This is a genomic window from Chryseobacterium sp. 22458, from assembly GCF_052044975.1.
Lineage (GTDB): Bacteria > Bacteroidota > Bacteroidia > Flavobacteriales > Weeksellaceae > Chryseobacterium.
Window position 1 is genome coordinate 122,256 of the sequence record NZ_JBQEOA010000007.1, and the last position, 22,114, is coordinate 144,369.

The following is a 22,114-nucleotide window of genomic DNA, read 5'->3' on the forward strand; positions in this document are numbered from 1 at the left end:
ACTATAAATAAAACACATCACAATTATTAACTATGAATTATTTTCAAAAGAACAAGAAGAACATTATTATTGGTGTTATAGCAACATTGCTCATTGCGGCACTGGTTGCTTTGTGGCTGCAGAAAAAAGTGATTCACTCTGCCGATGATATTGTTGGAGTGGTTTACCCCAACTCTCTGGCAGTAGGAGATACTCTTTTATTTGAAGATAAAACCCAATTTGCAAAAACCAAAAGATGGAATTTCGGAGACGGTACAACTTCTGATAAAAGTAACGGTATACACTTTTACAATAAACCGGGATATTACCAGGTAAGTCTGATCATAGACAACAAGTATACGAAGTCTTTCCCGGTAATGGTAAACGCAAGAAGTATCCAGAAAGCGAAAGATACGGCACAGATCAAAACTACAATTGAGGCACCGGCCCAGGCAATGCAAAATGAAAATGTGTCTTTCCGTGCTGTTTCAGAAGCTAAATCATTTGCTTGGAAATTCGGGGAAACAGGTGGTACTGATGCCAAAGAAAAATTTGCTATTTATTCTTATAAACAGCCGGGCGATTATCTGGTAACCCTGCTTACCGAAGAAAATGAGAACCCTGTCTACCACCGCATCAAAATTCTTCCTGCTTATAATGCCCTTGCTGAAGAAGAAGTATCTGTAGAAGATTCTTATGCCAAAATAGATGATGATTTCAAATACCATCTGCAGCAGATTGCTAACGGGAACAGCTTCAATATGCACTACAATTACCTGCTGAAAACTTACCTGTGTAACAATGAAAATACTGTGGTAAAAGTAAATGACAGCAAGGTAAACAATTTCTATATGTATTGTGCAGGTCTTCAGTTTGACAAAAATACCGTGATTCAGACTGTAAAGGTGAATTTCGATGATAAGCAGAATTGCGTAACGAAAGTAGATATCAATCAAAGCAAATAATACCGTCCGGAACTCCGGATGCGCCAATCATAAAAAGATAAAATAGGATGAAAAATAAATTTCCGCTAGCAGCATATTATATAGGGTTATCAGTATTATTGACGAGTTGCCAGGTAAAGCTTCCGTCTAAGAAAACCCCCGAGCCTTCTCAATACAGTATGGTAGACGGCTCTCCTGTAGTCAACGGATTTCCTAAAAAGTCAGTGCCTTGGATTGTGGTTTCAGACCGTTCAAGAAATACAGCTTATCTGGATAAAGATGATGAAAAATCATACAAAGAAGTGAAATTCCTGGAACCTCTGATGGTTCTGAAACACAGGGATGGAATGGTAAAAGTAGCAGAATATGTTCCTGATGCTTTAATGAAAAAAGTTTCATCAAAATCTATCAAAACATATGGCTGGATTCCTGAATCCGACCTGCTTCTATGGAACAACTCCCTTAAGAGCGAAAGAACAGGATATCCTGTAAGAGTAGCAGTAGTCCCGAACAACAGTGAAGTCATCAGAAGTGCTGAAAGATACTATAAGAATGACTCTATCATGGTGTTCAACTCACCAAGCCTTATTGAAACAGCCAATGTAAAAATCCCTAACGGGCAGATGGTATATGTTTACAAACAGGCTGAAAATAACAAGAGATTCCTCGTAGGGAAGAAACCTACTATTGATATAGACAGCATTGGCACCAGCCTTTACGGTTGGGTAAGCTCTAATGTGATCTCCACATGGGGTGAGCGTTCTGCCATAAAGCTGAAAAATACCACAGGAATCAGTGATACCGGTTTAGGAATCCATGAAGGATATCCGGGAGGATCAGGATCAGATGCAGAAAACAAAACAGCTATTCTTCTTACAGATGTTAATAAAAGACCTCCGTTAGAAAATATTTTCCCGGTAACTTTACCGTTGGAAGGAACGCCTACTCCTGATCTTAAGACAAAATATTTCACCAATATTTTAGATTATAGTAAGAACTACGTATTCAACGTTTTGGGAGAAGAGATTTATTTTGACCGTTATAAGGAAATTACGGAAAGAGATAAAAAAATGAATATTGTTTTTGCATTGGATATCAGTGCTGCAAATGCACCTTATGCTTCCATTGTAAAATCATTATTACAGGATCTTCAGCTTAGATTCGAAAAACCTTCTTATTTCAGTACCGTAAAATATGGGGTGGTTTTATACAAAAATAATCCTTGCGGAAATAATGTTTCCGTTTCTAACCTGAGTACTGATTATAGCAAAATTACCACGTTTATCAATGAGAAGAGCAATGAAATGAACTGTGCGAGTAACAGTGGTTACCAGCCGGTAGGTGAGGCGCTTTCTGCTGCCGGAAACCTTCTTTCAAATGTTCCTGATGAAACCAATATTGTAGTGACCGTAGGTACTTCTGCCAGCCAGAGCGGGAATATGTACAGCGTGATAAGTTCCCTTACACAGGCTCAGGCAAGGCTGATCATGTTCCAGACCAATGCGAGATCTTCAGATAACTACAATGATTTCGTACTGATGGCAGAAAATGTGGTAACCAACACCGCAAAAAATATTGCTGAACTTAAAAAGCAGAAGATCACTGACCAGTATGATGTTCTTACCAAAAATAACTTCAGCCTGGTAGAGGGAGACGAAGGATTCTTCTCACTGGCTTATCCTAAGCAAAGTATGTCTCAGGGCTTTGTAATCTTCCCTAAAAAAGGAGATGTTGCAACGCCTGGATTCCTGAAAAAATCTGTAGACAGCCTTATTGCACAGGTAACGGTAGATAACCAGAATATTGATAAATCACTTAATAACTATTTCCACTCTTCTGTAGGAGCGGGTAAAACAGATGTTGATCTGAAGTACAAGTATCTGTATCCGGGGCTTACCAATCCTGTATCTGCAGGAATTGCTGCACAGCTGATCAACTACGGAAATCCGTTCCTGGTAAAAGGATACATTCCAAAAGATCTGAAAGATTATGAGCCTGCTATAGAAAAAGGGATCCTGATTTCTGAAACAGAATATGATAACCTTAAAGCTTTCTATACGGAAGTATATAAGAATACCGAAGCAGATCGTCCGAACTTTAACCAGGCAAAAGCTGTGAAAGAGTACGTGAAACTGCTGAAGAAGTACAATCCTACCATTAAATTCCTGGATAAAGGAGAGCTTTATGAACTGCCAATGTCCTATGCAATTGGAATGAGTACAGGATTCGACCTTTCAGAAGAAGAACTGATGGCAAAATATAAACTGAAAGGATGGAAAAAATCAAAAGTAGTTCCTAATGAGACGGTAAAAAATTATTTCCAGCATTATAAAAATCTGGCAGACAGAATGCTTGCGAACAGAAACAACCCTGCAGTAAAAATTCAGCAGAACGGACAGACATTCTACTGGCTTAATGAATACTTTACCCCAACAAGAATTCCAAGAGAACAGCCGGAGTATACTAAACATTAATTGTCAGTTTTAATAATATCAAAAGCAGAAGAGAGTACTTCTGCTTTTTTTGTTGAAGAAAAACTGAATCCAGAAATTTACTTTTGATGAATTTTCTATCCGGAATTATCTTATTACTCCCTTTGTTTTCCTTTCTTAATTTTCCCTTTTTTTGTTTAAATTTTCGTCTTTTATTTCTCGTTATAGTGTAAAAATAACGTTTTTCTTAAAATTGGGAAATAATTTAAAATGCTTTATTAATAGTGGTTGTATAGTGGTTTGTAAATCAAATGTCGTAGAATTACGACAAGAAATCGTAGAACTACTACAATTTTTCAGATTTATGGTGAAAAGTTTTTTTTAGAAAAAAAGAGCCTCTATATTTGCTACACAATCACCGAATCACAAAATATTATTAACGATTAAAATTTACAAATCATGGCAGAAAGAAATTCGAGAGGAATCTTAAAATTCAACAACGGGGAAGGACAGAAATTATTAAAAATGAACTATAGCGTATCGAGATCTACAGACGTATCCGGACGTGTAGCATCAGATCCTTCCAATGCATTGATCAAAGTTACAGTAGAAGCTACTGAAAAATCAGACATTCTTGAAAGCTTACTGAACGGAAAATACAAGCCTACGGTAGGAGAGATTGTGTTCAACAAATCTCACGAAGAAGGAACACTGATCACTTTGAAATGGGAGAACGGATATGTAATCCAACACGAAGTAGACTTCGATGCTATCGACAGCAACAGTATGTTGATTAGCTTCGTAATCAGTGCAGAAGGAATTGACTACGGAACTTCCCGTTTCGATGGTTTATGGCCTGCAGCTGGTAAATAAGCTGATGTATCTGAAAATTATACACATTATCAACATTCATAAAAAAAGACTGTCCTTATTAAAGACAGTCTTTTTTGCCTCAGACGAGGTTGATTAAATTTTTCTTTATTTAAATTTAACAGATACCCATTTCGTAGAATATTATTATCTTTAATACTCACCAAATCAAACACAAAGCATATGAAAACCGAATTGTCAACGAAGGGACCGTCTTTCCGGCCCGCTCAAAATGCAGATGCCATATCTGAGAATCATCATACAGGAATCAACCGGCTGGTAAAGCTGTCGCTGGTGGTGGAAGGTAAGATTATTAAATACTATAAACATTTCACCCTTAAGCAAAAAGCTAATCATCACCACGAATTCAGTCTTATTTTAGCCCATGATGCATTGGGAGACCGGCAAAGCCATACTCTTGAAGAAGCAAATAAGTTCCTGGGGAAAAGGCTCACAGCAGTTATTGCCTACAAAGATATTGAAAACAGCCCGGAAAGAAATTTCGTAGGGGTTATTACCAAAGTAGGCTTCAGCCAGGAAAAAATGAGCCTGGGCAATATTGTGATTTCAGGATACAGTCCTACTATTTTGCTGGATGGAGCTCCGCATATCCAGAGTTTTGGTGGCGGACAGGCTGTTAATATGGGAATCATTGCGGAAGAAGTGATCAAACAGGGAATTGATAAGGGACGTTTTGATATAAGAGTGGATACCAATGACTATTCTCAGATCATCTACAGCAGTCAGTATAATGAAACACATTATAATTACCTCGCAAGGATGGCAGAAGCCTATGGCGAGCAGTTTTATTATGATGGTGAAGTTCTGCATTTCGGAAAGCTTCCGCCTCAGAACAAGCCTATCAAACTGGTGTATGGAAGCAATGCGAATGATATCAGGGTAGAGCTGAAAGCTGTTCATACAAAACCGCAGTATTACGGTTACAACAGCAGTAAAAATGAAAAACTGACATCAGGAGAAACCCCTGTAAAACACTTGGGTGATCTTGCCAAAACAGCATACAGCCATAACGAAAAAATATATAAAACGCCGGCACTTCAGGTAGCCCCCATCAAGGCATCTACCCATCTGGATGTGGAACATTCCCAGAGAAGCACTGCTGGAAGTGAAGCTGTAAGTGTATTTTCAGTATCAGGTTCTACCACAGTTCCGTTTCTGCATCCCGGTTGCGTTGCAGATATCTATATGAGAAAACCTGACAGCAACGAAACCTCTTACTTTACCAAAGTGATGATTACGGAAGCCGTTCACGAAATTGATACCATCGGGCATTACACCGGAAGTTTTGAGTCCATCGCAGCCGATACAGGATTTTTACCCAAACCTGAATTTACGGTTCCTGTCGCTCAGCCTCAGATTGCAACCGTGGTAGCCAATGCAGACCCTGAAGGACAGGGAAGGGTGCAGGTGAGATTCGACTGGCAGATGAATGATACCACACACTTTGTACGGGTTATGAGTCCAGATGCCGGAGGAACGGATAGGATTACCCAAAACCGTGGTTATGTCGCCATTCCCGAAGTAGGAGATCAGGTCATGGTCAATTTCGTACACAATCATCCTGACAGACCTTTCGTTATGGGGGGAATGTTCCACGGTGGAATCGGCCTTGGCGGCGGAATTGATAACCGTGTGAAATCTATTCAGACCAGAAGCGGACACAAAGTTATCTTTACAGAAGATGAAAGCATCATCATCACCGATAAAAGCGGTAATGAGATCCATCTGGATACTACGGGAAGCAATATCACCATCACAGCACCGGAAACCATGACTCTGAACTGTAAGAATATGAATATTAATGTGGGGGAGAACATGACGACGACGGTGGGGATGAATAAGAGCAATTCTGTAGGAATGAATATTACAGAAACTGCAGGTGCAAATATCTGGCAGAATGCCATATTGGATTATTCTTTAATGGCTGCTAATATTATGAAAGTTGCAAAAGGAGATATTTCTTCAGAGTCAACAAATGTGAAAAGAAATGCCAGTAAGGATATTGAAGTGATTTCATCAGAAGGAACCATTCACCATAATGCGCAGAAAGAAGTGAAAAACAATAGCGGGGAAAAAGGTAGTAACTTTTAAATTGTTATCATGGGAAATATTACAGAAATAGCAGGTGGAAAAATTTCTGAAAGATCAAGTCAAGAGATTGAAAATAATGCAGGAAGTTTCATAAGCAATTTGGCTTCAAATTTTGTTAGACAAAAAGGAGATCAAAAGGGGGTTACATATAATATTCCTCCTGCAAATAAAAAAGAATTAAAGAACTCAATAAAAGGGGTGGCTATTTTTCGAAGAAAAGCAGATTATAGTAATAAACCGGATTTTGGATTTGATTGGTATGCCGGAAATAAATACGGAACTACATATAATGAACCTTATGATTTTGAAGACAACAAAACGGTATTGAGTGGGCGAAACAAGTTACAGAAAGAATATACTTCTTTTATAAAATATATCCCGATTAGGGAGTTAGGGTATATGGAGGCTGGTAAAAATTCTGGTGGTTCAATAATAAATCTCAATGGCAAAATTTATTTTGTTCCATGGTTCTCTGCATTTGCAAAAGATGACTCTGGAAATTCTAAAAGCTATGAACTGGATGTTTTTTTTAATATTGAGGAGCCGGTGGAAGGAAATATCAAAATCAGCAGTAAAAGTGATGAAATTGAAGTTGCTTTTATTGATAGTGGAGATACTTTTTTTAATATAGATGAGAGCCATCCTAAACTATTTTCTAAAACAATAAGAATCTCTTTTTTAGACTATATTTCAGATCACAGCTCAATCATTCTAACATTTCATAAAAAAAGTGAAGAAGAAAAAGCAGAGGAAAAGAAAAGACAAGACGAAATTGCAAGTGGAAAAACTCCTACAGGGCCTCAAACAATATATGTAAGTGCAGGGGAGCTATTGGGAATATTAAATGTTTATAACAATTCAGTGGAATATGAGGTAGTTTTCAGGTATGTTAAAGTATTTTTTAAAGGTTGGATATATATTGAAAATTTTGAAGATAAGGTTTATTTATCAGGAGCTTCAGTTGGTTACCAGGAAAATCGAAAGTTAGCAGAAAGGGAAAAGAATTTGACTAGAGGAATTGCTAATTTAAGAAGCTTACAAAGTTCATTACAGAACGTTGGAAATTCAATACGAGTGAAAGAAATTGAAGACATTATTCTGAAACAGGAAAAAGAACTTCAAGATATAAAAGATTTGGTCATAAAAAGACAAAAAATTTCTACTGATTTATATAATGAACAAATGCAAGCCATCAATCGGTATACAAGTTTTATAAGTAACAATAAGCAATCACTTATTGATATGATGTCTCAACCATTGATAAGATATAAGGAAAAGAACAGTACTAATTATGAACAACTTGAAATTGATGTTGAAAACATAGATTCTTTTTTTCATGAACTTAAGCTGAAAAAAGGACGAAGTAGTCATTATATAGTAAATGATAATGATAAAGAGTTCAATTCAGGAAGGATTAGAGATAAAATCAATGACACATTTAAATCAAATGAAACAAAAGATAAAAAAGAGCTTATAATATTTTTATTACCTTTTGGAATTAAAAGTAAAAACAATACTATTTTATTAGGAAAAGCAGAAGATGTATCATACAAGGCTGATAGTGCGATGCTAACTCCTCAGGCTGATGCTTCCACATTTATTCATGAAGCAGGTCATACATTTAATCTTCCTCATACTTTTTTAAAAAGAGGAGGTAGTTGGTTCAGTGAAGGTATTACATTAGAACAAGGAACAACAGATAATATTATGGATTATGACTATAATTTTAAGAATAATGATAAAGATCCTTCTAATGATGTAAATTTAATCACAAATAAAATCTCTTTATGGAAGTTTCAGTGGGATATTATGAGAAAGGATCCTAATTTGATAGAATTAGTAAAAAAATAAAACTATGAGAGTGTATTTTCAAATATCTTGTTTACTATTTTTGACAGGATCAGCCATGATTTCTTGTCAATCTAAATATAGTAAAGAAACTAATACTACTGCTAATCAACTAAAAATGAAAGACCAGTTTCCCAATCACAAAACAGCTTTTGAGAAAATAAACGATCAAGTTATAATATATAATCCTTTAGGTGAAAAACTTTTATATATAGATTTAAAAAGATCTATGTATACAGTATATAAACCAGATTTAAATTATGTAAATTATTTACTCAAAGTAAATGAATTTTTATATTTCCTCCCTAAAAAAGTACAACAGAACTATAAATTTTCAACTGGAGATTCAGAAACTTCTTTAGGTATTTTTTCTACTGAAAATACAGTAAATGAATTAGGGTTGATAAGTACTTCAAAAATGAACATTTCGGATCAGTCTGGAGAGTTAAAAATGAACAAGGTAGTTTATCATTATAATAGATTTGCAGAGCTTTTAAAGGTTGATGATGGAGGAAAGATAATTGCTGAATATAAATATGATGAGGGTGCTAATTTGTTAGAGTCTGAAACAGCTGAAAAAAGTATAAAATACTTTTATGATAAAGACAATCAAGTTATAAGGGAAGAAGGAAATAAAAAAGATAAAAAATATATTCTTAATTATGCTTATAATTCTGAAAGCAATCTAGACAAAAAGTTTAGTGATGATCAGAATTTAATTACAGAATATAAATATGATTCTTCTGGAAGACTTATTGAGATTATAGAATATTCAGGAATGCTTGACAAAAATGATTCACAAAAAATAATTAATCATTTTATCAAAAAAAATTATACATATAATAATGACAAGATCGTTGAAGAAATGCAATTTGAATATGATATTGTAAACTCTTCAGTTCTTATCGATAAAAAATGGAAGCCTATAACTATTGAAGAACAAAAGAAATTAAGCTGGCAACAGTTTAGAAGTAAATCTGAAATACCTTTTTCTGTAATTGAGAAAAAATACACTTATCAATCTGACAAGATAGAAGTAACAATTAATAAATTCAGTTTTTCAAATAAAATGAATAATGGCAAGATAGAAGGAAATAAAGAACTTCTAGATTATGAAATTATTAAATACAAGCTAGACAATATTGGAAGGATAATTCAAAAAGAAATATTTGGTAGAAACAAAGAACTTAAAGAAACAATGAAATTTTCTTACTAAAACCAGCTTAAAAAAGATAATACGCGTTAGAAAATAATATGATAAAATTAATTATCCTGATAGTTGCAGCAATAATCTTTTTGATTCTTTTCATAGTGATATTAATATTTACTTTTATTAAGAAGACAAAAAGCTTATTTATTCTGGCTGTTCTTTCTTTTTTGATAAGTTTTAGTATAGGGGCATATGCATTGTATCTGGGACTACAAAAAGGTAAAGAAAAAACAGTGCTAATTACCAAAAGTGCCGTTGAAAAAGTATTTCCAACATTTGACAGTGATATACCAGATACAGATGCAAACAAAAAGAATTTTAGAAACTTTGTAAAAGTGGAGATTACTCCTGATGTGAAAAATATATATTGTTTTGATGATGCTATCGGGCAAGATGCAGATTATATGTTTTCATTTAACTGTAATTCTGAAACTGCAACAAAAATAATAAACTATCATAGCCTGATGAAAGATAGTGTGAAGGGAAATAATCCGGAAGGGTTACAACACGATTTCTTTTGGTGGGACAAGAGGAAAATTAATGAGCTGGAGAGCTATTCATGGGATTCCACTAATGATGGGAAGAGTTTTCATAAAATGTTCTGGTATGATCATGAGAAACAAAAAGCTTACTATTTCGAATATGATTTGTAATAAAGTTTATATTTCAACTGTCAGAATAGAACAAACACTCATGAAAGAAATATCACTACATGCTATTATATTCCTTTTTTTGTATGTGCTAATTTATATTCACAGAAACATACAAATAAAGATAATTACACATTTCAGGTACAAACGGAAGAAGGCGACCTAAATAATGACAAACGAATGACCGGGTGATTGTAGAAATGGACCTGGAAGATGAAACCAGACCCTTAAGATTACAGATATTCCTTACGCAGCCCGGCCATAAACTCAAACGGGTGGTTTCTTCAACAAAATTAATAGAAAGCGAATATCCTAAAGATAAAAAAGGACAGCATCGCAGGAACACTATTCCGGATTTTCTTATTGAAGAAGGTAGCTTAAAAATGTTGACTGATAATCAATAACCGGAAAAGCAGATATGAATTCAGATATCAGCAGAACAATTTTGAACTGATTAAAATATCACGGGTAATTTGGGATGGGAAAAACACAACGTCTGAAACTGAAATTAATTTTTTAACAAAAACCATAGTAGAGTTTGATCAGGAATTGGGTTCAGATAAAATTCTAAACAAAAGAGAAAAAGGAATAAAAATCAATGCATTACCCAAAATTAAGGACTTGAGTTTCTCTGATTTGAAACAATATTAAAATAGTGTGATCTGAGTCTGGTTGAAAACGAGATTAAAATGGCAGCAGGAGGCAGGAAATTACTTTTCTATGCGACTTTCAAAACTTCCCTCTTCCAGCTTCTGGCTTCCTATCCTAAAAAATGTTAAATTAACTTTACAACCTAAATATCTATGTTTCATAATTTTCTTATCTTGAAAAGCGAAACCATAACTTGATACCTTCAACACCATCAATGAACAGAATCACCGATCACCTGAAATATTTCTCAAAACTGTCCGCTGTATTCATCTTCAGCCTGTTTAAGATCTATGCTATAGGCATAATTTCGACTATTACTGTCCTCGTACTGGGAATTTATATTCTGGCAGAAAGCTTAGGCTCATCACTGGGCCACAGTGGAGCTCTCGCATTTATAGTGGCAACGGTTATGGCTAAACCTGTATCAGCAGGACTTTTCTATCTGCTGATCATTATTGCCCCGTTTGTAATTGCCGTTTTTGCTACCAAATATGCGATGGCAGGAATCATCAGCAGACTGCTCAAAGACCATACGAAAACAATTCTGATTCCTTTTATTGATAAGGTACTGGATAAATTTAAAAACAATCAGCCCACAGTAGTTCGTACCAGTGCAGATTATGCGCTGGCCAAAGTGAAACTTCTGAACGAATTCAGGAACAGCTCAGAAAATAAAATCCTCAAACGTATTCTGGGCTATGCTTTGAATAAAATAAAATTTGAAGAACTGAATCTGGGAGATGAGCATGCCAACTTCTATGATATCATTAAAACAACCCTTATTGAAAAATTGCACGAGCTGGCAGAACCTTCGGCCATGATTTTCTATATCTATATAGGCCTGCAGTGGGTAAGTTTAATTTTATTGTACTTTTTGAATATTTAAGCTCATTCAGATCCTGAAATGGGTGATGTATAGATGGTTGCAGCAACCGTTTAAAAAAGAAAAAAGCCTCTATTACTTCTCTGATAGAAGAATTAACTATCTTTATCTCATTTAGAATAAAATATTTAATTTTAGAGACACTAAAAAATAATCTCCGGAACATGTTCAGATGATCCGGAAATAAGATCAAAAACAGAACGCAAATATATTAATATAAGAAAAATTATAAATGGGAGTACTAGTAACCAACGAAACAGTAAAGCAACTATTTCATATTGCTCAGTCGATAGCGAAGGAAAATTATAATGGAACTTATGGAGGTCCGCATATTCTGCAGGCTTTGATGCATAAAGATATCGGCCTCAATGAATTCCTGAAAAGCATAGATAAAGATCCGGGATATTTCTACGAATGGGCAGACGTCCGTATTGAAGAATATCCTAAAACAGCTCACCTGCCGGATGAAGTAGGACAGGACGATGCTGTAGATACCCTTATAGAAGAAGCAGATGACATCCGCTTAAAACTGGGGCTGGATGAGATTACGCCCATCTGTATTCTGACAGCCATTGTAAAACCTCAGGTGGTCTTTTCACTTCAACAGCTGAAATCACTTCCGCTCAGAGAATATGAAATCTTTAACCTGTATAGAAAAGATACACCCTTCACCGTTTCAGAAGATGGAGATTTCTCATCAATATTTTCCAACGGATCAGATTATACAGATTCCTCATTTCCTTCCATTAAAAGCTATTGTGTAGACAGAACAGCACAGGCAAGAAAAGGAGAGCTTGAAAACATCATCGGTAGAGATAAAGAGTTGAGAATGCTGGTAGAGATCCTTTGCCGGAGAAGCAAACCGAACGTAATCATTATCGGTGAGCCGGGAGTAGGAAAAACAGCATTGGTAGAAGGTTTTGCCATTGAAATTACAAAAGGGAACGTTCCTGAAATGCTTAAAAACGGAACTCTTTTAGAGCTGGACACCGGAGCATTGCTTGCAGGAACCTCTTATAAAGGAGAAATTGAAGACCGCCTGAAGAAAGTGATCAATGAATGTAAAAAAATTGAAAAAGCAATCCTTTTCATTGATGAGATCCACACCCTTTTAGACCCGAAAGGAAGCATCGGAAACGTAGCTAATCTTTTGAAACCTGAATTGGCAAGAGGGGAAATCACTGTAATCGGTGCGACTACCCAGGAAGAATACAGAAAAATTATAGAACCGGAACAGGCTTTCAACCGTCGTTTCGAGGTATTAACCGTTAATGAGCCGGATGAAAAGACCTGTGTGAAAATGATCGATGTACTTCTTGAAGGCTATAAAAAGCACCATGGTATCGAGGTAGAAAAAACAGCCCTTCCGGAATGCGTACGTCTGGCAAAAAGATATGCAAAAGGTAAAAAATTACCGGATGCTGCAATTGATTTATTAGACCGGACAATGGCAGCCATCAAAATGCTTGATGAGCTTTCAGAAAAAGAACTGGACAGCTGGAAAGAAAGCTATGATGCTATTTTAAAAGAAGAATATGCAGACAGCAAAGACAAAGCTGATGAGCTGATCTGGACGTATAACCTGCTAAGGGATAAAATAAGCCCTATTCTTTGGGGATCCCTGAGCGAACAGCCTGCCCTGGATAACGCTATGCCGGTAGACCAGATTCAGAAAATCATTGAAGATACTTATGCAGAGCTTTTACAGCATGCTGCAAAGAAAAGAGAAAAAGTAGACCGCCTGGAACTGGCTGCTGTAATGGCTGCCAAAACCAATATCCCGATCGGGAAAATTCAGGCACAGGAAAAAGAAAAGCTCCTGAATATGGAATCCCTTCTCCTAAACAGGGTTGTAGGACAGGATCATGCTTTAAAAATCCTTTCCGATGCTATCGTAGAAAACCGAAGCGGATTAAACAAACCGGGACAGCCGATAGGATCTTTCTTCCTTTTAGGACCTACCGGAACAGGTAAAACGGAGCTGGCAAAATCTATGGCAGAATTGCTTTTCAACGATGAAAAGGCCATGGTACGTTTCGATATGTCAGAATTTAAAGAAGAACATTCCGCAGCTTTGCTATATGGAGCGCCTCCGGGATACGTAGGATATGAAGAAGGAGGGATGCTGGTCAATAAGATCAGACAACAGCCTTATACCGTTGTTTTATTTGATGAAATTGAAAAAGCCCACCATTCCGTTTTTGATGTATTCCTTCAGATTATGGACGAAGGAAAAGTACATGATAAACTGGGCAAAGAAGGAGACTTCAGCAATGCTCTGATTCTCTTTACCTCCAATATCGGAAGTGAAGAAATTGTAAAACAGTTTGAAGAAGGAAAAGTTCCGGAATCATCAGCACTGATGCAGATCATGTCAAACTCAGGCAGATTCAGACCGGAGTTCCTTGCGAGAATTACAGAGATCATTCCTTTTGCACCGATCACGGAGTCCATTGCAGAAAGAATCTTCAATATCCAGCTGAAATCACTCCATACTTCACTGACGAGATTAGGAATTGCTTTACAGATCAGTGATGATGCCGTAAGAAACCTGGCATTGGGAGGATTCAGCAGCAAATATGGTGCGAGACAGATCTCAGGAGTGATCCGTGCACAGCTTGCCAGACCAATCTCTAAAATGATTGTGAGAGAAGAAGTAAAATCCGGCCAGACCATACACGTAGACTGGAATAAAGAAGAAGATAAATTAAGCTGGAAAGTAGATTAAATGATACCGTGAAAAGGCTTAACAGCAAACCTGCCTTTGAGCCTTTTTACCTTTTTTGCTTATTAAATACATTTAAAATGAAAACGATTGTCAGGAATATCTTTACAGGTTTACTGCTAATGGGAACAACTGTCTTTGTAAACGGGCAGTTTCTTGCTGCTTCTGATACCTCGGAAAGCAGTGTGAAAAAGTATAAGGGAATCATTAATGCCAATAAAGATCTTGTAGAATTTATTGAGCAGCTGCTTCTTCAGAAGGGGCTTCCAAAACATCTGAGAAATCTTGCGCTTATAGAATCCCATTTTAACAGAAATATTACTTCAGGAGCCGGAGCAGTGGGAATCTGGCAGTTTATGACCGCACATGCGAACCAATACGGGCTTACCGAGCAGGGCCGCACAGATATTTATAAAAGTACAAAGACAGCTGCAATTTCCCTGAGTAATCTTTACAAAAAATACAATAATTGGGTAACGGTAGTGGCTGCTTATAACTGTGGAGAAGGAAATATCGCTAAAGCCATGCAGGCAGCAGGTTCCTCTCAGTACCATGAATTTTCTAAATATCTTCCGGGAGAAACCATCAATCACGTGAAGAAATATCTGAATGCATGCTATGCTACAGGTGAACTTCAAAGTGTGTTGAGCAATTATAATTCTTCGAGACTTCATAAAGTTTTCTTTGAAAACGGAAACCGTAAAGTGGTAGATGAGGTTCTTTCCGAAACAGATATCAATGCCGGGTTTAATCTGAAGGTCGTTGCTGCAGAACTGAACGTAGATATTGACAAAATTCTTGCCTGGAATCCCGGAATTGAAGAAGAATTACAGAAAAAAGGAGAAAGTACCCTCTATCTGCCAACGGATCTGATGCCTGATTTTCTCTTAAGAAAGAATAAAATACTGATGCGTTCCATAAAAGAAGGAGCTGCTGTTCAGCAATAAGGTAGTACATGTTATCTGCATAAAATAGTAGGATCTTCTTTTTTAAAGGAGATCCTATTGTATTCTATAAAGCTTAAAGGATGAAAAATAAATTAAAATATATTCTCCTGTTACCGTTCCTATGGTTCTTTATTCATAGTGCTTACATCATCGCAGACGGATTGATTGACAGACAGGGAAAAGCAGATCTCGCTGTAGTTTTTGGAAATAAAGTCAATGAAGATGGTACCTTATCGGATAGATTGGCTGCCCGGATGGACCAGAGTATTGCATTATATACTTCAGGTAGGGTAAAAAAGATTCTCGTAAGCGGAGGATTGGGCAAAGAAGGCTATTGGGAAGGAAACAAAATGAAGGAATATCTTGTGAAAAACCATATCGCAAAGAAAGATATCATTGTGGATAATGACGGAAACAATACTGAAATGACCGTTAAAAATACCATCCGGATATCTGACAGTCTGCATTTTAAAAAAGTTATTTCCGTTTCCCAGTATTATCATCAGACAAGAATTAAAAAGCTCTTCAAAAAAGCTCAGTTCTATGCTATTGAGAGTTCAAGTCCGCAATATTTTGAAATAAGAGATTTTTACTCAGTCTTCAGAGAATTTTTCGCTTACTATTTTGGGTAGCAGGTCTTTGTTTTTTCAATTTTCCTGATTGAGTTAACATTTATTTTTTCAAACAGTGGTTTATTTTTTTGATTAAATCATTTGTTAAAAGATTGCTAATTTTTATTAAAAATTATTAATATTTCTCTTTTAAGTGGAAAAATATGATCCTTTTTGATTTTATGATTTATATTTAAAATACTGGTTTTTAGTTGTTTGTATTTATTGTTTAAGTCAAATGTCGTAGAATTACGACAAGAAATCGTAGAACTACTACAATTTTTCAGATTTATGGTGAAAAGTTTTTTTTAGAAAAAAAGAGCCTCTATATTTGCTACACAATCACCGAATCACAAAATATTATTAACGATTAAAATTTACAAATCATGGCAGAAAGAAATTCGAGAGGAATCTTAAAATTCAACAACGGGGAAGGACAGAAATTATTAAAAATGAACTACAGCGTATCGAGATCTACAGACGTATCCGGACGTGTAGCATCAGATCCTTCCAATGCATTAATCAAAGTTACAGTAGAAGCTACTGAAAAATCAGATATTCTTGAAAGCTTACTAAACGGAAAATATAAGCCTACAGTAGGAGAAATTGTTTTCAACAAATCTCACGAAGAAGGAACACTGATCACCCTTAAATGGGAAAACGGATATGTGATCCAGCACGAAGTAGACTTCGACGCTATCGACAGCAACAGCATGTTGATCAGCTTCGTAATCAGTGCAGAAGGAATTGACTACGGAACTTCCCGTTTCGATGGTTTATGGCCTTCGGCAGGTAAATAAGCCTATTCATCATCTTAGTAAAAATAAAATTGGTACAGAACAGCGGCTTGCAAGAGTATGCTGTTCTGTTTTTCCATGTACAGTGTGCTGGATTTTTAACCCAGTTTATAGAATACTAAGATTTCAACCTATATTTTTTGATTCTGTGTATGCTGTATTATCAGCAGTTTATTTAATAGTTAATTTAAACACAAAACGCTATGTTTCAGGATGACAAGACAATTAAAGTAGAGAACCCGGAGAATGATGTAAAAGGCAGCAAAGAGAAGTTGAAGAATGGAGTGAAGGAAAATATTGCCCAAAAAACAGATGCAAAGTTGAAGAAAACGGGAGAAAAAGTAAAGAATACCGTACAAGCCGGACAACAGGGGATAAGCACTGTACAGGGTGCAGATATGTTTATGAACCAGACTTTTGTTCCGAACAACCCGTCTATTGTTGAAAATAAAGTGTGGGCCAAACAGCCTACCTCAAAAATACACAATGCCGAAGCCATCCCCCAAAGTATTATTGCCGGTATCAACCGTGTGGTGAAGCTGGATATAATCATCGAAGGACAGATGATTAAGCATTTCAAACATTTCAAACTGGTGCAGAGTGCAGCCAAACATCATGAATTTCATCTGACACTTGCCCATGATACCTTAGGAAGTGCTGAAAATCATAACCTGGAAAACGCTCAGAATTTTTTAGGAAAAAGAATTACTGTCGTTTTTAAATATAAAGATATTGATAAAGGGGCAGAAAGAAACTTCGTAGGAGTAGTGACGGAAGTAGGCTTCAGCCAGGAAAAGGGAAGTCTTGGTAATATCGTACTTAAAGGATATAGCCCCACTGTACTTCTGGATGCCGCTCCGCATATTCAGAGCTTTGGAGGAAGCCAGCCGGTGAGCCTGAACAGTATTGCAGATCATGTGATCAGAGAAGGCCTCGGACAAAATAAATTTGACTTCAGGGTAGATGCCCAGTATGGCAATGTTTCCTACAGCTCACAATACGAAGAAACTCATTATAACTACCTTGCCAGAATGGCGGAAGCTTACGGTGAGCAGTTTTACTATGACGGGGAAGTGCTGCACTTCGGAAAACTTCCACCTCAGGAGAAACCTGTAAAGCTTACTTATGGAAGCACTGTAAGTGATATTGCCATCAAAATGAGAGCACAGCATGTAAGCCCGACTTTCTATGGCTATAACAGCAGCAAGAATGAAAAGCTTACCGCCGGAAGTTCAAAAATAAACCATACCTCTGATATCGCTAGAAGGGCCTATGAAATCTCAGAAAAGACCTTTACTACGCCTTCTTTAAGAGTTGCTCCCATCAAAGCTTCATCTTTTATGGATATCGATGCTTCTCAGAAGGGAACCGCAGGAAGTAAAGCCTCAGAAGTTTTTATTACTTCAGGAACTACAACAGTACCTTTCCTTTATCCGGGGTGTACCGCTGATATCGAAATGCGTAAGGCAGACAGTAGTGATACGTCTTACTTTACCAAATTGATGATTCTGGAAGTTACCCATGAAGTAGATGCAAGAGGATATTATGACGGCCAGTTTGAAGCAATTGCTGCCGATACAGGTTTTATCCCACGGCCGGAATTTGAAACCCCAAGAGCAGAAGCCCAGTTTGCCAAAGTGATTTCCAATACAGATCCTTTGAATCAGGGAAGAGTTCAGGTACAGTTTGACTGGCAGAACGGTCCTGATATCTCAGAATTTATCCGTGTCATGTCACCCGATGCGGGAAGCAGTGATAAAGTCAATAAGAACCGTGGTTTCATGTCTGTACCCGAAGTAGGAGACCAGGTAATTGTCAATTTCGTACACCAGCACCCTGACCGCCCGTTTGTAATGGGAGGAATGTACCATGGAGGTATTGGAGGCGGTGGAGGCGCCGGAAATAATATCATGAGCTTAAGCAGTAAAAGCGGAAATATTATCCAGTTTCATGACGGATGCGGAATTGAGATTAAAGACCGAAGCGGAAACCATGTTACTTTGAGCGGAACGGGAAATATAGATACAAAGGTAAGTAACAACAGCAAGGAAGACATCGGAAACGACAGTACAGTAAAAATTGGAAATAACAGTACTGTTAACGTCACCTCAAAAAGCACCCATACTGTGGGAGAAGAGCAAAGTGTTCTTACAATGGGTAGTGATGGAGTTATTGATCTGAGTGGGAAAACCTCAGTGAAGATAAAAGTGTCTGATACCAGCTACATTGAAATTACAAGTGGGAAAATTACCATTCAAAGTGATGTTATTGAAATAAAGGGAACAACTTCATCATCAATAGAAGGTGCAAGCCCGGCAAAAGCTTTATTCAGCGGAAATACTATAATATCGGGAAGTCAAATCGTAGAAAATTAAATAAGCATTGGAGCTGCATAAATATTACTTAAAGAATGGAGATACCCTAAATTCAATTGCAGATGAATTGGGGCTAACAGTTTCTGAAATAAGAGACTATCATAATAATTATTCAAGACCTCATGAATGGATTAAAGATGATTTGTCATTGCCTATTTGGTCAAAATTTATTATTATTCCTGACTCTGTAGAGATTCTGAAGAAGAGAAAAGAAGATTTATTATCTACTGAAAAAGTTTTACTCATACAGAAAGAAATCAGCCCTAATCAATATTTGATCAGGCAGAATATAGATATGCAAGTTTCCGGAAATAGTATGATAGATTCGGAAACAGAAATAGTGTGGGAATACAGCAAAATTAAAAAAGAGAATGTTTTTTACGGTGATATTCAGCAGAAATCACATCAGGTAAAATATATTAAATCTATTTATCGTCAGTTTGCTGAGTACATGCAGAAATTTAATAAACCAATGGAACATTTGGTTATTGAGCTTTTTCCTACGGGTGCTATGAAATCTCTTGTCAATCAGGATGAAATAAATAAGGCCTGGGATAATTTGAAAGAAGAATTGAATCCAGAAATAGGAAATACTTTGGAAGAAAAGAATATGATTGAAGGTGGAGATAAAGATTTTAGTGATACTTTTCCCCTAATAAAGAATAATACTCTTTATACTTTGTTTCATAATGATTTTTTTCATGAGTATTCAGAATTAAATACTTTTATCGAGTTAGACAAGGAAGAATATATGTCACAGATTTTTGCCAATGAAAAAGTGATTCTTATTAAGAAAAGAAGAGTGGAAAAAGAAGGGAGTCTGGTAAAAATAAAATTTTATTCAGAAGCTGATCCTAATAAAAATAGGCATTTAAGAGAGATCTATAACACTAAATTAAAGGCTTTTTTAGAGGAAGAATATAATTATTCATTGACTTGGTCTGTAGAATACCATTTTGATATATCACAGAGTAAAATGATATTTTGCTATTCTAAAATTAAAGAACAGGCATCTGGAAAGTACAGTCATCTGACAGAACATAAAATCGAACCCTTAAAAATTAACAAAAATGGCTAAGTTATACGTACCAGATGGGGCATGGCTGGTGTGCTCCAACGGAATGAAAAAGCAACAGATAAAAGTAACCAGTCAGGGAAAAGTAACTATTGCCGGGGGATATCTTAAGGCAACTGTAGATGACAGACCTGGAGGCAATTTTATGTGTGGTAAAATGATTCTTATAGGTGCCATAGTGGGTGCGGTAGCAGGACTGGCTCTTGTTGCCGGATCTGTAATATCTGGTGGAGCTTTAGCTGTTGCAGCTATTGCCGCAGCAGGAGCTGCAGCAGGAGCAGGCATCTCCTTAATACCGTCAATTTGCGGAATGTTCCTTCATAGTTGGAAACCTTTTGATACGAATGTTCTAACTGTTGGAAAGCATCCGTTGCTGGAAAATTCTCAAATACCATGTAGGTTAGGAGGCAATGTCATGATCCTTTACTCTGAAAAAGCAGCTGATGAGTTTACTGATCTTACAATAGGCAGAACCATCATAAATACTGTGGGGGTTATAGCTCTTTCTTATATCCTATATCCGGCATTGGCAGCAATAGGTACTACGGCAGTTACAGCTAAAACTACTTTTGTAACCTTTGGAGCTACGGCTGGATGGAACTACTTAGGAGGCATTGCTTTGACAACAGGTACTGCATACGGTGTAGGCTGGGGAATTGACCAGACTAAAGGTGGATTATATTCTATTATTCCCACTGGTGATGGAAACACAGTTAAAAAATATGTAGATGGCTTTGAGTCTGATCCAGGACAGATAGTGGAAAATCATAGAATAGCTAATTCCAATGGTGATAAGGCTCTTTATGAACATGCAAATGATGTAGGAGGAGCAACAGGAGTTGGAAAGGAAACGATAGGAAACAGGACGTCTACCTATTATGAACAGACAACATCCCAGTCTGTCCGTTTAGATGATATTGAAGAGAGAGGACCTGTACAAACATCAACCGGAAATAGGATTGATGGCGCAATACCAGGAAGAAATCCTAATGTCGGTGAGTCTTATAGAGTGGTGACAGGTTCAGATTATGGAGGAAGGTATCAGGTTATTGAAGAAAATCAATTTACTTCTAATTCTCAATATTCCAAAAATGATTTATCTTTAAAAGGATCTGGTAATATGGCATATAATTCAGGGATAGGAGCTTTAAAAGATAACTTTGGAAGGCCTAAGTTTGATCCCGCTAAAGGAGGTGCTAAAGGAGGTGTACAAGGAGGTGGTTTCTACATGGGATTGTTACAGGATGCTTATAAAGGAGTAACAAATTTTATTTTAAAGGGACAGGCTGAGGACTTAATGAAAGCATTGCAAAATGAAGAATCAGCTGCCAAAGCAAAAATAACAGTACTAGCTGGAAAAGATTAATGAGAAAACTTAATTTAGATTTTTTACATCCTCTTTTTATCTATTTATGGGTACTATATACATTTTATACCATTGCAGCCTCTCTTTACGATTTTTCTCACATAAAATATATAACCTGGAGACAAGCTGAAAACCAAAGTACAGTATATTCAAGCAGAAGAAGTACAACAGTTACCTATAATTTTGTAAAGGATCATGTAAGAATCAGTCGTGTATATCCTGGAATTTTGGAAGGTGTGAATACATGGATATGGGGAATTAATAAGGAAGATCAAAAACTTGATATTTCATTTTATATTCGGGACAGGGATTATATGAAGATTGAAAACAATGAAATTACATACAGAAAAGATATTTTTGGAGGGAAACTAAACGAATTAGAATCAATTCCTTTTTTTGGACTTCGAAAAATTAATGTAAAGGCTAATAAATTTGTTCTTCTGTCAGATATATGGAAATATAATTATCGCTGGTGGGTTTTTCTAATTTTTCTATTAACCCCATTTGTGTTAAAATTATTAATTAAAAAGGTTGGATTTAAAACTCTTGAAATACAGAGTGAATTAAGATTTACTAAACTGAATGATTATATTTTTTGGATTTTATCATTTATAAATATTATTAATTTTATTATATAGT

At 36.3% G+C, this 22,114-nt stretch carries 17 protein-coding genes; all 17 read left to right on the top strand.

The features are described from left to right. The first annotated feature begins 32 nt into the window (after positions 1-32). The 17 genes from ACTJJF_RS20315 (at position 33) to ACTJJF_RS20395 (ending at position 22,113) form a co-directional block, all read left to right on the top strand. Positions 33-944, top strand: coding sequence for a PKD domain-containing protein (locus ACTJJF_RS20315; RefSeq protein ID WP_065400751.1), 912 nt, complete (start codon positions 33-35; stop codon positions 942-944). 47 nt (positions 945-991) lie between these two features. Then, positions 992-3,397 (top strand): type VI secretion system protein TssR domain-containing protein, encoded by a 2,406-nt coding sequence (tssR, locus tag ACTJJF_RS20320; protein ID WP_312302726.1) that lies wholly within the window; start codon positions 992-994, stop codon positions 3,395-3,397. Positions 3,398-3,814: 417 nt separating this feature from the next. Then, on the top strand, positions 3,815-4,228 hold the full coding sequence (tssD, locus tag ACTJJF_RS20325; RefSeq protein WP_312302728.1) for a type VI secretion system tube protein TssD: 414 nt from the start codon (positions 3,815-3,817) through the stop codon (positions 4,226-4,228). A 180-nt stretch (positions 4,229-4,408) separates the two neighbouring features. Next, positions 4,409-6,337, top strand: a complete 1,929-nt coding sequence (locus tag ACTJJF_RS20330; protein WP_440700825.1) for a type VI secretion system Vgr family protein — start codon at positions 4,409-4,411, stop codon at positions 6,335-6,337. A gap of 9 nt (positions 6,338-6,346) precedes the next feature. Beyond that, positions 6,347-8,188 carry a hypothetical protein gene (locus ACTJJF_RS20335; protein WP_440700826.1) on the top strand — a complete coding sequence of 614 codons (1,842 nt, stop codon included), beginning with the start codon at positions 6,347-6,349 and terminating at the stop codon, positions 8,186-8,188. A gap of 115 nt (positions 8,189-8,303) precedes the next feature. Next, positions 8,304-9,401 (top strand): hypothetical protein, encoded by a 1,098-nt coding sequence (locus ACTJJF_RS20340; RefSeq protein ID WP_440700827.1) that lies wholly within the window; start codon positions 8,304-8,306, stop codon positions 9,399-9,401. A gap of 38 nt (positions 9,402-9,439) precedes the next feature. Further along, positions 9,440-10,048 carry a hypothetical protein gene (locus ACTJJF_RS20345; protein ID WP_440700828.1) on the top strand — a complete coding sequence of 203 codons (609 nt, stop codon included), beginning with the start codon at positions 9,440-9,442 and terminating at the stop codon, positions 10,046-10,048. A 185-nt stretch (positions 10,049-10,233) separates the two neighbouring features. Further along, entirely contained in the window at positions 10,234-10,449 is a 216-nt protein-coding gene (locus ACTJJF_RS20350) for a hypothetical protein (protein ID WP_440700829.1), read from the top strand. 461 nt (positions 10,450-10,910) lie between these two features. Beyond that, entirely contained in the window at positions 10,911-11,582 is a 672-nt protein-coding gene (locus tag ACTJJF_RS20355; RefSeq protein WP_312302746.1) for a hypothetical protein, read from the top strand. A 229-nt stretch (positions 11,583-11,811) separates the two neighbouring features. After that, positions 11,812-14,307: an ATP-dependent Clp protease ATP-binding subunit gene (locus tag ACTJJF_RS20360; protein ID WP_440700830.1), complete on the top strand. Its 2,496-nt coding sequence runs from the start codon at positions 11,812-11,814 to the stop codon at positions 14,305-14,307. A 77-nt stretch (positions 14,308-14,384) separates the two neighbouring features. Continuing rightward, complete coding sequence (locus ACTJJF_RS20365) at positions 14,385-15,251, top strand: lytic transglycosylase domain-containing protein (RefSeq protein WP_312302751.1); 867 nt, start codon at positions 14,385-14,387, stop codon at positions 15,249-15,251. An 80-nt stretch (positions 15,252-15,331) separates the two neighbouring features. Continuing rightward, positions 15,332-15,883: a YdcF family protein gene (locus ACTJJF_RS20370; RefSeq protein WP_440700831.1), complete on the top strand. Its 552-nt coding sequence runs from the start codon at positions 15,332-15,334 to the stop codon at positions 15,881-15,883. 365 nt (positions 15,884-16,248) lie between these two features. Then, positions 16,249-16,662, top strand: coding sequence for a type VI secretion system tube protein TssD (gene tssD / locus ACTJJF_RS20375; protein WP_047097882.1), 414 nt, complete (start codon positions 16,249-16,251; stop codon positions 16,660-16,662). A 200-nt stretch (positions 16,663-16,862) separates the two neighbouring features. After that, complete coding sequence (locus ACTJJF_RS20380) at positions 16,863-19,034, top strand: type VI secretion system Vgr family protein (RefSeq protein WP_440700832.1); 2,172 nt, start codon at positions 16,863-16,865, stop codon at positions 19,032-19,034. A 7-nt stretch (positions 19,035-19,041) separates the two neighbouring features. Next, positions 19,042-20,112, top strand: a complete 1,071-nt coding sequence (locus ACTJJF_RS20385; protein WP_312302760.1) for a LysM peptidoglycan-binding domain-containing protein — start codon at positions 19,042-19,044, stop codon at positions 20,110-20,112. After that, entirely contained in the window at positions 20,105-21,475 is a 1,371-nt protein-coding gene (locus ACTJJF_RS20390; RefSeq protein WP_312302763.1) for a PAAR-like protein, read from the top strand. Before ACTJJF_RS20385 ends, ACTJJF_RS20390 begins: the two co-directional genes overlap by 8 nt. Then, complete coding sequence (locus tag ACTJJF_RS20395; protein ID WP_312302765.1) at positions 21,475-22,113, top strand: hypothetical protein; 639 nt, start codon at positions 21,475-21,477, stop codon at positions 22,111-22,113. The genes ACTJJF_RS20390 and ACTJJF_RS20395 overlap by 1 nt, the downstream gene beginning before the upstream one ends. The last annotated feature ends 1 nt before the right edge of the window (position 22,114 follow it).